Source organism: Arthrobacter sp. I3 (genome assembly GCF_000520575.1).
GTDB lineage: Bacteria > Actinomycetota > Actinomycetes > Actinomycetales > Micrococcaceae > Arthrobacter > Arthrobacter humicola_A.
The window spans coordinates 145,937-158,721 of record NZ_KI914927.1 but is presented as its reverse complement, the minus strand read 5'-3'; the positions used below and the strand labels follow the sequence as shown (position 1 = coordinate 158,721).

Here is a 12,785-nt window from a genome sequence, read left to right as displayed (position 1 = left end):
CGATCGGATGTCCGGCGGCCGCCACGACGATCCGCTGGTACCGCAGGAACGGGACGGAGTCGATGCCGACGGCGCCAGTGCCGTTGGCAAGGGAGCCGTTGCGGACGGTGGGCCTGGCCCCCAAAGCGATGTCATAGACGCGTTCGAGCATCAGCGAGGCGATGTCCTCGGCTTCCTCCACCACCACATCGACGGAAGCCCCGGGAACCCGGCGGGTGAAAAGGTCCAGCAGGCGCCCCGCCGCGTGCTCGGCAAAAGGCGCCGTCGCCACGATTTTCAGCCGCCCGGTCTCGGTCTGGGCATGTGCCACCTCCCACCGGGCCCGGTCCGCCAGTCCCACGATGTCCTGGGCATGTTCGGCGAGCGCCCGGCCGCCGGGAGTCAGCGCGATCCCGCCATGGGCGCGCACGAAGAGCGGGTCGCCCAGATCCTGCCTGAGTGCGGCGAGCGCCGTCGAGACTGCCGGTTCGCTGACTCCGAGTTGGACGGCGGCCGCATGGAGGGAACCCAGCTTGGCCACCAGGGCGAAGGTCCGCAACTGTCCCAATGTCATCGCCACGGCTTCATAACCTTTCGCTTATGACGATATTGACAGCCCCGCCAGGCCGCGGCAAGACTGACCTCAATCCGGCACCAGGCAGCCGCTGCTCCACGCCGCCGGCCTTTCGGAGTGAGGTAGGGACTATGCAGATTCCGGCTCCATTTGACTACGTGCGCGCCACTACGGTGGAGAACGCCCTGGAACTCCTTGCCCGGTACGGACCCGACTCGCGGGTGGTGGCCGGCGGGCATAGCCTCCTGCCGATGATGAAGCTCCGCCTCTCCCGGCCCGAATGGCTGATCGACATCAATGACTTATACGAGCTCGATTTCATCCTCCGTGACGGCAACAAACTAAGGGTCGGCGCCCTGACGCGCCACACCACCCTGCTCGAGTCGGAGGAGGTGGCCGGGCTGTTCCCCATCGTGCGGGACGCCGAGCGGGTGATCGCCGACCCCGTGGTCCGCAACCGCGGCACCATTGGCGGCTCGCTTTGCCAGGCCGACCCGGCCGAGGACCTCTCCACGGTTTGCGGGGTCCTGGGCGCCGAGGCCGTGATCCGCGGACCAGGCGGCGAGCGCATCCTGTCCATGTCCGAGTTCCACCGCGGCCCCTATGAAACCGCGGTCGGGCACGATGAACTGCTCTGCGAACTCAGGTTCGGCATCCACCCCCGGTCGGGCAGTGCCTATGAAAAGGTCGAACGCCGAGTCGGAGACTGGGCGGTCGGTGCCGCAGGTGCCGCCGTCACCCTCGCCGCGGACGGCACTGTCGACGACGCCGCCGTCGGGCTCACCGCCCTGGGCCTTGACCACCCCCTGGCCGGGGCCGCCGCAGTGCTCCGCGGCCGGCATCCGGACGAGGAGCTGTTCGCCGAGGCGGGCAGGCTGGCAGCGGAGGCCTGCGATCCGGTGGCTGACCAGCGCGGCCCGGTCGACTACAAGCGGCATCTCGCCGATGAGCTCACCCAACGGGTACTGCGGCGGGCCTGTGCCCGCGCCGCCCAGATGCAGGAAGGCTGAAGCCGATGCAGATCAGCATGACCGTGAACGGCGCCGACGTCACGAGCGAGATTGAGCCCCGGGTGCTCCTGGTCCACTACATCCGCGAGGTCCTGGGCCTCACCGGTACTCACTGGGGATGCGACACAAGCAACTGCGGGACGTGCGTGGTCCTGATGGACGGACAGCCCGTGAAGTCCTGCACCGTCCTGGCCGCCATGGCCGCGGGGCACGACATCCGCACCGTCGAGGGGCTTGCCAGCGGCGGCACCCTCGACCCCGTCCAGCAGGGCTTCATGGAAGAGCACGGGCTGCAGTGTGGCTTCTGCACCCCGGGGATGATGCTCACGGCCCGCGCACTGCTGGATAAGAATCCGCACCCGGACGACGCCGAGACCCGGCAGGCCATTTCCGGGCAGATCTGCCGGTGCACGGGCTACGCCACAATTGTCCGCTCGGTGCAGTGGGCCGCCGCCCATCCTGCCGGCACCGGCCTCGACGACACGGCCGCCGCCGACACGGACACGGACACCGCCGTCCCGGATGTCACGGCGGAGACAGAAGACACGGAGGTGAAGGCATGACCGTCATCCATGACCGGCAGTCAAACCCGGCCGCCGGCGACGAGGACCGCCCGATCGGCTATGGCCGCATCCAGCGGAAGGAAGACCCGCGCTTTGTGCGCGGCAAGGGCCACTACCTGGATGACATCGTGTTGCCGGGAATGCTGCATGGCGCCATCCTGCGGGCTCCGGTCGCGCACGCCCGGCTCGTGTCCATCGACACCACTAACGCCCTCGCGCATCCGAAAGTGGTCGCCGTCATTACCGGCAAGGACCTGCTGGGCCTGAAGCTCGCGTGGGCGCCGACGCTGTCGGCGGATGTCCAGGCCGTGCTGGTGACCGACAAAGTCCGGTTCCAGGGCCAGGAAGTCGCGTTTGTCGTGGCCGAGGACCGTTACGCCGCCCGGGACGCCCTGGAGCTAATCGACGTCGAATACGATGTCCTTCCCCCGCTGGTGGACGCCCGCAAGGCACTGGACGTAGACGCCCCGGTGATCCGCGATGAGATCGAGGGCCGGACGGACAACCGGATCTTCGACTGGGAGATGGGCGACAAGGCCGAAACGGATGCGGTGTTCGCCGCCGCGGATGTTGTGGTCAGCCAGGAGGTCGTCTACCCGCGGGTCCATCCCGCCCCGATGGAGACGTGCGGCGCCGTCGCCGATTTCGATGCCGTCAACGGCAAGCTGACGCTCTACGAGACCACCCAGGCACCGCACGCGCACCGGACCCTGTTCGCGATCGTCGCCGGCATCCCCGAGCACAAGATCCGGATCGTCTCCCCCGATATTGGCGGCGGTTTCGGCAACAAGGTCGGGATCTATCCCGGCTACATCCTCGCCGTCGTTGGTTCGATCGTCTCCGGCCGCCCGGTCAAATGGGTGGAGGACCGCTCCGAAAACCTGATGTCGACCTCGTTCGCCCGGGACTACATCATGCAGGGCGAAATCGCGGCGACCAGGGACGGCAAGATCCTCGCCCTGCGCACCCACGTGCTGGCCGACCACGGCGCGTTCAACGCCACCGCCCAGCCCACCAAGAACCCGGCCGGGTTCTTCTCCATCTTCACCGGCAGCTACGACCTCGCGGCCGCCCACTGCTCCGTCACCGGCGTCTATACCAACAAGGCGCCCGGCGGGGTCGCGTACGCGTGCTCGTTCCGGGTCACCGAGGCCGTGTACCTCGTGGAGCGGATGGTCGACATCCTGGCCCGCAAGCTGGACATGGACCCGGCGGAGCTGCGGCTGAAGAACTTCATCAAGCCGGAACAGTTCCCCTATGCCAACAAGACCGGCTGGGTCTACGACTCGGGCAACTACGAGGCCGCCATGCGCCTCTCCATGCAGCTCGCCGGGTACGAGGACCTCCGCCGCGAGCAGGCGGAAAAGCGCGAGCGCGGGGAACTCATGGGCATCGGGGTGTCCTTCTTCACGGAAGTCGTGGGAGCCGGGCCCCGGAAGCATTTCGATATTGTGGGCCTCGGCATGGCCGACGGCGCCGAGCTGCGCGTGCACCCCACCGGCAAGGCCGTGGTGCGCATCTCGGTGCAAAGCCAGGGCCAGGGCCACGAGACCACCTTCGCCCAGATCGTGGCGGAAGAACTCGGCATCCCGCCGGAGGACATCGAGGTGGTGCACGGGGACACCGACCAGACCCCGTTCGGGTTGGGCACGTACGGCAGCCGTTCGACGCCGGTCAGCGGCGGCGCCGTGGCCCTTGTAGCCCGGAAGGTGCGCGAGAAGGCGAAACTGATCGCCGGGGCGATGCTGGAGACCCGCCCCGAGGACCTCGAATGGGAAAAGGGCCGCTGGTTCGTCAAAGGCGATCCGAGCGTCGGCAAGACCATGGCCGAGATCGCCATGGGCGCCCACGGCACGATTGCCTTGCCTGAGGGCGTTGACGGAAACCTCGACGCCGAGGTCACCTACGACCCGCCGAACCTGACCTTCCCGTTCGGCGCCTACATCTGCGTCGTCGACATCGATCCCGGCACCGGGCAGGTCAAAGTGCGGCGCTTCATCGCGGTGGATGACTGCGGCACCAGGATCAACCCGATGATCATCGAAGGCCAGGTGCATGGCGGGCTGACGGACGGTGTGGGCATGGCCCTGATGGAGATCATCGAATTCGACGAGGACGGCAACTGCCTCGCCGGGTCCTTCATGGACTACCTGATCCCCACGGCCATGGAGGTGCCGGACTGGGAAACCGGATTCACTGTCACGCCCTCCCCGCACCACCCGATCGGGGCGAAGGGCATCGGTGAGTCCGCCACAGTCGGCTCACCGCCGGCGATCGTCAACGCCGTTGTCGATGCCTTGGCGCCGTTCGGCGTCACGCATATGGACATGCCCTGCACCCCGGCCCGCGTCTGGGCTGCCATGCAGGGCCGGGCCCGGCCGCCGATCTGATGGCCTCCACCGCAGGATCCCTGGGCGCCAGGGCAGATGAACTCGCCAGCCGCCGTGAGCCGTTCGTCCATGCCACCGTGGTCCGCGCCCAGCATCCGACGAGCGCCCACGCCGGGGACACCGCCCTGGTGCTGCCCAGCGGAGAGATCCACGGCTTTGTGGGCGGAAACTGCGTGGAGGAGTCGGTGCGCGAGTACAGCCGGCAGGTCTTGGCCACCCAGGAACCCCTCCTGCTGCGGGTGCTGCCCGGAGAACCGTCCCGCACCGCGGAGGAAGGCGCCGTCGAGGTCACCAACCCGTGCCTGAGCGGCGGGGCGATCGAGATCTTCCTACAGCCGCGGATTCCGGCGCCCCGGGTCGTGGTGGTGGGCACAATGCCGGTGGCGCAGGCCCTGGAAACGCTCGGCTCCGGCGTGGGCCTCGAAGTCGAACTGACGGACGGCGAATCCGCCGATCCCCGCGGGGATGACGCGGCCTTGATTGTCGCCTCCCACGGCAAAGCGGAAGAGCGTGCCCTGGAAGCGGCCCTGCGGGCCGGTGTCCCCTACGTTGCCCTCGTGGCCAGTAGAACCCGCGGCGCCGCCGTCCTGGAGTCCCTCGACGTCGACGACGCCCTGCGGCGGCGGGTTTTCACACCGGCCGGGCTGCAGCTCGGCGCCCGGACCCCCGGGGAGATTGCCCTGTCCATCCTCGCCCAGCTGGTCGGTGAACGGTCCAGGGCGCGGCGCGCCGCCCCGCCCCTGGCGTCCGCTGCCGCGCCGTCCCCAGCGTCCGCTGGCGCGGCCGCGGCCACGAGCTTCGGCACGGAGCCAGTACCATCGGAGCCAGTGCCATCCGAGCCCGCACCACCGGGGCCGGCGAGCGCGGTCGACCCTGTGTGCGGCATGTCCGTCCCGGCCCTCGAATCGTCCCTGCACCTGGTTCACGAAGGGGCCGTCGTCTACTTCTGCTCGGCCGGCTGCCGGGCCGCCTTCCGCAAAGATCCGGAACGCTATGCCGTTACGACCTGACCCGTTGCGGGCGGAAGGAAGCCCCGGACCCCGGACTGCCGGCATCATCCTGGCCGCGGGCGGTTCCCGGCGCCTGGGCCGGCCGAAGCAGGTGCTGCCCTACGGCGGGGGCGTGCTGCTCGATGCCGTCCTGGCGACTGCCAGGGACTGCGCCTTCGGCCAGACGGTGCTGGCCCTGGGCGGCGCAGCGGCCGAGGTGGAGCGCACCGTGGACACCAGCGGCTGCGATGTGGTGCTCAACCCGGACTTCGGCGAAGGGTGCGCGTCCTCGATCGCCACGGCGCTCGCCGTCCTCCATCCGGACACCAGCGCAGTCGTCCTGCTTCTCGGCGATCAGCCCGGTGTCCGGGCCGCGAGCGTCCGGGCAGTGCTTGGCGCCCTGCAGCCCACTTCTGCGCGCGCTGCCGGCATCGCGGTGTGCCGCTACGACGACGGCGTGGGCCACCCGGTGGCGCTTGCCCGGCGCCTGCTGCCGGACCTGGCCGCCCTGCACGGGGACAAAGCCGTCTGGAAGCTCCTGGCACAGCGGGAGGACGACGTCGTCGAGGTCCGTACACCCGGCCCCGTCCCCCCGGACGTCGACACCGAAGACGACTACCGGCTCCTCCTTGCCGGGCTGCTGGGGGCCCTATGACGGCGGCGGCGCGGGCGGGCGCGGAGGAGGACGTGCGGCGCCGGGTCCCGGATGTCGGATCGCTGATGGCCGCGCTGGACCGGACCAACTACCTGGCTGACGTCGGACTGGCGACGGCCCTGTTCCTGGCTGTCCGCCTGCCGCAGCCCATCCTGCTCGAGGGCGAGGCGGGGGTCGGGAAGACGGAGGCCGCGAAGGCGCTGGCCGAGCTCCTCGACACCCCGCTGTACCGGCTGCAGTGCTATGAGGGAATCGACGCCGGTGAGGCCCTCTATGAGTGGAACCACCAGCGCCAGCTGCTCGGCATCCGGCTGGCCGAAGTCCGCGACACCGAGGTCACGGAAACGGACCTGTTTGCCTCCCAGTACCTGCTGCGGCGCCCGCTCCTGCAGGCGCTGGAACATCCCGGCCCGCGGCCTGCCGTGCTGCTCCTGGACGAGATCGACCGCGCCGACGCCGAATTCGAGGCCTTCACCTTTGAACTGCTGGCCGAATCCGCCGTCACCATCCCGGAGCTGGGCACAATCCGCGCCACCCATCCCCCCATCGTGATCCTGACCTCCAACCGGACCCGGGACCTTCACGACGCCCTGACCCGCCGCTGCCTGTACCACTGGATCGACTACCCGGGACCCGCCCGGATCGCCGAGATCGTGCGCCGCCGGGTTCCTGCCAGCAGCGGCCCGCTGGCCCTCCAGGCCGCGGCCGTCATCACCCGGCTGCGCACCCTGGACCTCGCCAAGCCGCCCGGGATCTCCGAGGCAATCGACTGGGTCTCGGCCCTGGCCGTGCTGGGGGTGAAGCGGATCGACCCCGGCACCACCGAGCAGACGTGGGGCTCCATCGTCAAGAACCGCGATGACCTCGAACTCGTCGGCTCCCACGGCGCGGCCTGGCTCGTGGACGGCACCGATGGTTGAAGACAACGGCCCCGCCCAAAACAACAGGGCCACCGATCAGCCGCCGCAGCCGCCACTGGTCGAGGCGGCCGCCTTGTCCGCCGCGTTCGTCACGGCCATCCGGAGGGCCGGCCTGGCGACCTCGCCGGACCGGGCGGCGCGGCTGGCCGAGGCGCTCCACCTGATCCCCCCGGCCCGGCTTGAGCAGCTCTACTGGACCTGCCGCGTGGTGCTCGTGTCGGCCCGCGAAGAAGTGCCCGTGTTCGATGCCGTCTTCGCGGCCGTGTTCCGCGCGAACGCCGCCCCCGCCCAGCCGGGCGGCGTGCCCGGCGCGGCAGCGGCGCCTCCCGCACCGGCGCTCCGGACCAGGCCCGCAGCGCCAGGGAGCCAGACGCCGGGCCCGGCCCCCGGGACGCCGCAGCGGCCGCGCCTGGCCTTCCCCGGCCGGGACGGCTCCGCGGAGGACGGCCCCACGGACCGGGAGGCCGTCCTTGCCATGGTTTCCGCGGACGAACACCTGCAGGTGACATCCTTTGCCGAGCTTTCCGCAGAGGAAGTAGCGGACGTACGGCGGCTGGCGGCGGCGCTGCAGCTCTCGACGCCGCTGCGCCTGAGCCGGCGCACGCGCACGTCGGCCCACAACACGGCGAGCCTGGACGTCCGGGCGACAGTGCGCGCCGCCCGGCGGTCCGGGACCGACGCCCCGGCGCTGCTCTATGCCCGCCGGCGCGAGCAGCGCCGCAAACTGGTGTTGCTCTGCGATGTTTCGGGATCGATGGATCCCTACTCCCGGGTCTTCGTATCCTTCCTGCAGGGCGCCGTGACCCGGGCCGGGGCGGAAGCCTTTGTCTTCTCCACCAGGCTGACCAGGCTGACACGGCAACTGGCCCTGCGTGATCCGGACCAGGCCCTGGCCCGCGCCGCTGTCTCCGCGCCGGACTGGGCCGGCGGAACCCGGATCGCTGAATGCCTCCGGCGCTTCGTCGACGAACACGGCCGCCGCGGACTGGCGCGGGGCGCTGTGGTGGTGGTGTTTTCCGACGGCTGGGCCTACGAGGATCCGGAACAGGTCGCGGCGCAGATGGCCCGCCTGCGCCGGCTCGCCCACCGGATCATCTGGGTGAATCCGCGCAAGGCAGCCCCGCAGTACCGGCCCCTCGTCGGCGGCATGGCGGCAGCCCTGCCCTACTGCGACGCCTTCGTCAGCGGCCACAGCTACCGGGCCTTGGCGCAGGTGGCTGCCGCCATTCGCGGCGAGGGGCCGCCTTCACAGGACACGCACGAACGAGCGAGAGGCAAGGAACCAGCCCATGCACATTGACAGCACGTTCTCGGTGGTCGCACCGATAAACCAGGTGTGGGACACGCTGATGGACTTCGAACGGGTGGCCGGCTGCCTTCCGGGGGCCAGGATCCTGAACAAGCTCTCGGACGACGCCTACCAAGTGGGCATGACGGTAAAGCTCGGCCCGGTCACGATGCAATACAAGGGCCTGTTGAACGTCATTGAACGAAACGCCCCGGAACATCGTGCGGTCCTTGGCGGCAAGGCCCAGGAGACGCGCGGACAAGGCACCGCCGAGGCCACCGTCACCCTGGTGCTGGCCGAAGACGGAGCGGCCACACGGGGTTCCGTCAGCGCAGACCTGGCGCTGTCCGGCAAGGCAGCGGCCATGGGCAAGGGGGTGATCGGCAGCGTCACCGAGCAGATGATGTCGCTCTTCGCGAAAAATCTGCAGGCCATGCTCACTGAGGCAGCACCCCCTGCGCAGGAAGCCCCTGCCGGACCGACCCCTGCGGCGGTCCCCGGACCCACCCCGGCTCCGGTCCCCGCGTCGGCGCCGGAACCGGTCCCTGTGCCTGTCCCGGCGGCGGCCGCGCCGGAACCGGTCCCTGTGCCTGTGCCTGTCTCAGCGGCGGCTGCGCCCGACGGCAGCCTGGATGCGCTGAGCCTCGCCAAGGGAATCGCGGCGGAGCAATTGGCCAGCCCGGTGAAGGTCCTCGGCGTTATCGCCGTCGTGGCGTGCATCGCGTACTGGGCCGGCCGGCGTTCGGCGTTCCGGCTGCTCCGGCTGTGCGGCAGGCTCTGAGGAGCGCCGATGCGTGATGTCCTCGCGGCCATGTTGCCCGACTGGCGAAGCGGTGCCACGGCAGGCCTGGCCACCGTCGTGAGCACATTCCGATCTGCGCCCCGGCTCCCGGGGGCGGCGATGCTGGTGACGGCCGGCGGCGAGGCCGTGGGATCCGTCTCCGGCGGCTGCGTCGAGGGGGCCGTGTACGAGCTCGCCACCCAGGTCAAGGACGACGGCGTGCCGGCCCTGGTGCGCTACGGGATCAGCGATGACGATGCCTTTGCCGTGGGCCTGACCTGCGGTGGAATCATCGATATCTTCGTCGAACCTGTTTCCCGGCGCCGCTTTGCCGAACTCGACGCCGTCGCGCAGGACATCACCGCCGGGCGCCGCGTGGGCGTCGCCACGATCATCGAACACCCGGATGCCGGCCGCGTGGGGCGGCACCTGGTTGTCAGGCCGGATGGTTGCGAGGGTGACCTGGGCTCGGACCGGACCAACCGCGCCGTCGGCGACGACACCCAGGGTCTTCTCGCCGCCGGCCGGACGGGCATCCTGAACTACGGCGTGGACGGCGAGCGGCTGGACACCGGCATGCGCGTCTTCTTTGCCAGCTATGCGCCGCCGCCGCGCATGCTCGTCTTCGGCGCCATTGACTTCGCCGCGGCGCTGGCGCGGCTGGGCGCGTTCCTGGGCTACCGGGTGACCGTCTGTGATGCGCGGTCCGTATTCGCGACGCCGGCGCGATTCCCCGACGCCGCCGAGGTGGTCAACACGTGGCCACACAGGTACCTAAGCGAGCAGTTTGCCCAAGGCCTGCTGGATTCCAGGGCTGTGCTCTGCGTCCTGACCCACGACCCGAAGTTCGACATCCCCGTCCTGGAGGTGGCCCTGCGCGGCAGCCCCGTGGCCTTTATCGGCGCCATGGGATCCCGGCGCACGCACGAGGACAGGATGGCACGGCTTCGGCAGACGGGACTGACTGAGGCCGAGTTGTCCAGGCTTCACAGTCCTGTCGGCCTGGACCTGGGCGCCCGCACCCCGGAGGAAACGGCGGTGTCCATCGCGGCTGAGTTCATCGCCCAGCAGTGGAACGGCAGCGGGGAGCCGTTGCGGCAGCTCGGCGAACGGATCCACCACGACGAGCAGTTGTGACTGTGTGGCCATGACGGCGGACGAGGCCCTGCGCCGGATGCTGGCGGTGCTGCTGCTGGCGGCAACGGGCTAGTCGGCCGGGCAAAGCCTGCGCGGAGCCGGGCCCGCGGATCTGCTTTCATGTCCGCCGCCCAGGCCGCCTGACTGCCGCTCCCCCGGTGCGTCTGATCCGACGCACCGGGCTCCGTTTACCGCGCGGCGACCGACGCGGGAGCCAGCAGTTCGCGGTACCGGGCGGCGTGCCGGCCGAGTTCGTCGGCGTCCACCCGGGGTGCCGAATGCAGGATGAGTGGCTGGGCCATCTCCAGACCGCACAAGTGCGCGGTTGCGTCGAGGGGGCGCAGGAGCTCCTCCATCGTGAAGCGGTTGTGTCCTGCCGGCGCGTAGGACGATTCAGGGCCGCCGGTCGACAGCACCAGCTGGAGCCGCTTTCCGTGGAGGGCGTCGCCTCCGGCGCCGTACGCGAAGCCGTACGTGAGCACCTGGTCCATCCACTCCTTCAGGACCCCCGGGACGGAGTACCAGTGCCACGGGAACTGGCAGACGATGGTGTCGTGCCCGCGCAGCAACTCCTGTTCCCGGGCGGTGTCGAACCGCCGGTCCGGGTGGGCGGCGGAGAGGTCATGCACCGTCACGTGCTCCAAGTCCATGATGGCTGCGGTGAGGTGCGCGGTGATCCGCGAGCTTTCCAGGTCGGGGTGGGCAACAAGGACGAGCGTGCGCTGTGGGGTCATGGAAGGTTCGTGCTTCTTTCAGAGTCGGATTCGAGGCCGACCAGAGCCGAACTGACCTGCCAGAGGCGGTCAATATCGGACTGGCTGTAGCTGCGTTTTGATGATTTCTTGGGAGTGCTGTTGGCAAAGTACTGCCCGGTGACGTTTTCGAGCTCCGGCGCCGAGGCAAGGTAGATGGAGGTCCGGGCGCCCTGCTCCGGGGTTTTCATCCACCGCTGAACCAGCGGTGTCAGGAACTCTTGCAGCCGGCCAGGATCTTCGGCTCCGAACGCCGTCGCCACGACTCCGGGGTGGAGCACATTTGCGGTGACGTGGGTGCCGGAGAGACGTTCGGCGAGTCCGTAAGTGAACAAAACGTTGGCCAATTTCGACTGGTTGTACGCCCGCTGCCCCGAGTAGGACCGTTCGGCCAGCAGGTCCGCGAAGTCCATCCGGGCCATGGCCTGGGCGCCGGACGAGACCGTTACGATCCGCGCCGGTCCGCTCTCCTTCAACCGTTCAAGGAGAAGGTTGGTGAGCAGGAAAGGAGCAAGGTGGTTAAGGGCGAAGGTGTACTCAAGTCCATCCACGGTGACGCGGCGGGTGTTCCAGAATCCGCCCACATTGTTGACCAGCACATCGAGGCGGTCCAAGGTATTCAGCACCTCGTCGGCCAGCGTGCGGACTTCCCGCTGGGAGGAGAGATCGGCGGTGAACACCTCGACGGGGGCCGACGCCACAGCGCGGATCTCCTCAGCTGCCCGCGATGCCCTGTCAGCGTTGCGTCCAGTGATGGCAACCCGCGCACCAAGGGCGGCCAGACCCAGAGCCGTGGCCTTGCCGATCCCGCCGGTGCCTCCGGTGATCAGAACTGTCTTTCCTGCCATTGACAGCATTCGGTTCTCGCTCTCGGTGTTCGTTTGCCGCAAAGCTGCATGAGTGGGGTGTAGACAGGTTTGTCTACACCGGAATGAAAGTATCAGACAGAACTGTCTGTGCACAAGCAGCGGCCGGCCCTGCTCCGCCGCGGGACATTCGGGTCGGCTGACGGGCTCAGCTGTGGCCGTCCGGGCGGCCGCCGGGCGTATGCTCGTGGCATGGCGAGATACTTCGATGTGCACCCCGAGAACCCCCAGCCCCGTTCGATCCTCCAGGCGGTGGACATCGTGCGCTCAGGCGGCCTGATCGCTTACCCCACGGATTCCTGCTACGCGCTGGGCGCTCAGCTGGGCAACCGGGAGGCCCTGGACCGGATCCGGACCATCCGGCAGTTGGACGGCAAACATCATTTCACCCTCGTCTGCAAGGACTTCGCCCAGTTGGGCCAGTTCGTCCAGATCGACAACGATGTGTTCCGCAGCATCAAGGCCGTCACGCCCGGCAGCTATACCTTCATCCTGCCGGCGACCAGGGAGGTCCCGAAACGGCTGCTGCATCCGAAGAAAAAGACTGTTGGCGTGCGCATTCCGGACAACCACGTCGTGCAGGCGCTGCTCGCTGAGCTTGGCGAGCCGCTGCTGTCGAGCACTTTGCTGCTTCCCGATGAGGAAGAGCCACTCACTCAGGGGTGGGAGATCAAGGAACGCCTGGACCACGTGGTGGACGCCGTGATCGATTCCGGCGACTGTGGTGCCGAGCCAACCACGGTGATCGACTACTCCAGCGGCGTCGCAGAAATCGTCCGGCGCGGCATGGGTGATCCGTCGCGCTTCGAGTAACAGTCGCGCTTCGGTTGACAGAGGGCGCCGGCAGCGGCATGGCGCCGGCCGGCTGACACGGCTCCGGG

The 12,785-nt window shown here is 69.1% G+C and carries 13 protein-coding genes; 10 read left to right on the top strand and 3 right to left on the bottom strand.

Annotated elements, in window-relative coordinates:
• Positions 1 to 553: LysR family transcriptional regulator (locus tag Y706_RS25155; RefSeq protein WP_043436056.1), on the bottom strand; the 553-nt coding region annotated here is incomplete at its 3' end.
• A 131-nt stretch (positions 554 to 684) separates the two neighbouring features.
• Between Y706_RS25155 and Y706_RS0112190 the strand changes: the two genes are divergently transcribed.
• The 9 genes from Y706_RS0112190 to Y706_RS0112150 are packed head-to-tail and all read left to right on the top strand — an operon-like array spanning position 685 to position 10,286.
• Positions 685 to 1,563, top strand: coding sequence for an FAD binding domain-containing protein (locus Y706_RS0112190; RefSeq protein ID WP_028276813.1), 879 nt, complete (start codon positions 685 to 687; stop codon positions 1,561 to 1,563).
• 5 nt (positions 1,564 to 1,568) lie between these two features.
• Positions 1,569 to 2,126: a (2Fe-2S)-binding protein gene (locus Y706_RS0112185; RefSeq protein ID WP_028276812.1), complete on the top strand. Its 558-nt coding sequence runs from the start codon at positions 1,569 to 1,571 to the stop codon at positions 2,124 to 2,126.
• Positions 2,123 to 4,516 carry an aerobic carbon-monoxide dehydrogenase large subunit gene (locus tag Y706_RS0112180; RefSeq protein WP_028276811.1) on the top strand — a complete coding sequence of 798 codons (2,394 nt, stop codon included), beginning with the start codon at positions 2,123 to 2,125 and terminating at the stop codon, positions 4,514 to 4,516. The genes Y706_RS0112185 and Y706_RS0112180 overlap by 4 nt, the downstream gene beginning before the upstream one ends.
• Positions 4,516 to 5,526 (top strand): XdhC family protein, encoded by a 1,011-nt coding sequence (locus tag Y706_RS0112175; protein WP_028276810.1) that lies wholly within the window; start codon positions 4,516 to 4,518, stop codon positions 5,524 to 5,526. The genes Y706_RS0112180 and Y706_RS0112175 overlap by 1 nt, the downstream gene beginning before the upstream one ends.
• Entirely contained in the window at positions 5,510 to 6,160 is a 651-nt protein-coding gene (locus tag Y706_RS0112170; protein ID WP_043436055.1) for a nucleotidyltransferase family protein, read from the top strand. The genes Y706_RS0112175 and Y706_RS0112170 overlap by 17 nt, the downstream gene beginning before the upstream one ends.
• Positions 6,157 to 7,080: an AAA family ATPase gene (locus tag Y706_RS0112165; protein WP_028276808.1), complete on the top strand. Its 924-nt coding sequence runs from the start codon at positions 6,157 to 6,159 to the stop codon at positions 7,078 to 7,080. Before Y706_RS0112170 ends, Y706_RS0112165 begins: the two co-directional genes overlap by 4 nt.
• Positions 7,073 to 8,380: a vWA domain-containing protein gene (locus Y706_RS0112160; RefSeq protein WP_028276807.1), complete on the top strand. Its 1,308-nt coding sequence runs from the start codon at positions 7,073 to 7,075 to the stop codon at positions 8,378 to 8,380. Before Y706_RS0112165 ends, Y706_RS0112160 begins: the two co-directional genes overlap by 8 nt.
• A complete protein-coding gene (locus tag Y706_RS0112155) occupies positions 8,370 to 9,149 on the top strand; it encodes an SRPBCC family protein (protein ID WP_028276806.1) in 780 nt (259 codons plus the stop codon). Before Y706_RS0112160 ends, Y706_RS0112155 begins: the two co-directional genes overlap by 11 nt.
• Before the next feature lie 9 nt (positions 9,150 to 9,158).
• Positions 9,159 to 10,286, top strand: a complete 1,128-nt coding sequence (locus Y706_RS0112150; protein WP_028276805.1) for an XdhC family protein — start codon at positions 9,159 to 9,161, stop codon at positions 10,284 to 10,286.
• Positions 10,287 to 10,474: 188 nt separating this feature from the next.
• Here the strand turns inward: Y706_RS0112150 and Y706_RS0112145 are convergent, their stop codons facing one another.
• Positions 10,475 to 11,020, bottom strand: coding sequence for an NAD(P)H-dependent oxidoreductase (locus Y706_RS0112145; protein WP_028276804.1), 546 nt, complete (start codon positions 11,018 to 11,020; stop codon positions 10,475 to 10,477).
• Entirely contained in the window at positions 11,017 to 11,886 is an 870-nt protein-coding gene (locus tag Y706_RS0112140) for an SDR family NAD(P)-dependent oxidoreductase (protein WP_028276803.1), read from the bottom strand. Before Y706_RS0112140 ends, Y706_RS0112145 begins: the two co-directional genes overlap by 4 nt.
• Before the next feature lie 210 nt (positions 11,887 to 12,096).
• On the opposite strand from Y706_RS0112140, the gene Y706_RS0112135 reads away from it, so the two are divergent.
• Positions 12,097 to 12,717 (top strand): L-threonylcarbamoyladenylate synthase, encoded by a 621-nt coding sequence (locus Y706_RS0112135; protein WP_028276802.1) that lies wholly within the window; start codon positions 12,097 to 12,099, stop codon positions 12,715 to 12,717.
• Positions 12,718 to 12,785 lie beyond the last annotated feature (68 nt).

Coding starts and splice junctions, on each gene's coding strand:
- Y706_RS0112160 (WP_028276807.1), top strand. CDS start 7,073: ATGGTTGAAGACAACGGCCCCGCCCAAAACAACAGGGCCACCGATCAG.
- Y706_RS0112175 (WP_028276810.1), top strand. CDS start 4,516: ATGGCCTCCACCGCAGGATCCCTGGGCGCCAGGGCAGATGAACTCGCC.
- Y706_RS0112185 (WP_028276812.1), top strand. CDS start 1,569: ATGCAGATCAGCATGACCGTGAACGGCGCCGACGTCACGAGCGAGATT.
- Y706_RS0112190 (WP_028276813.1), top strand. CDS start 685: ATGCAGATTCCGGCTCCATTTGACTACGTGCGCGCCACTACGGTGGAG.
- Y706_RS0112170 (WP_043436055.1), top strand. CDS start 5,510: ATGCCGTTACGACCTGACCCGTTGCGGGCGGAAGGAAGCCCCGGACCC.
- Y706_RS0112155 (WP_028276806.1), top strand. CDS start 8,370: ATGCACATTGACAGCACGTTCTCGGTGGTCGCACCGATAAACCAGGTG.
- Y706_RS0112135 (WP_028276802.1), top strand. CDS start 12,097: ATGGCGAGATACTTCGATGTGCACCCCGAGAACCCCCAGCCCCGTTCG.
- Y706_RS0112180 (WP_028276811.1), top strand. CDS start 2,123: ATGACCGTCATCCATGACCGGCAGTCAAACCCGGCCGCCGGCGACGAG.
- Y706_RS0112150 (WP_028276805.1), top strand. CDS start 9,159: ATGCGTGATGTCCTCGCGGCCATGTTGCCCGACTGGCGAAGCGGTGCC.
- Y706_RS0112140 (WP_028276803.1), bottom strand. CDS start 11,886: ATGGCAGGAAAGACAGTTCTGATCACCGGAGGCACCGGCGGGATCGGC.
- Y706_RS0112165 (WP_028276808.1), top strand. CDS start 6,157: ATGACGGCGGCGGCGCGGGCGGGCGCGGAGGAGGACGTGCGGCGCCGG.
- Y706_RS0112145 (WP_028276804.1), bottom strand. CDS start 11,020: ATGACCCCACAGCGCACGCTCGTCCTTGTTGCCCACCCCGACCTGGAA.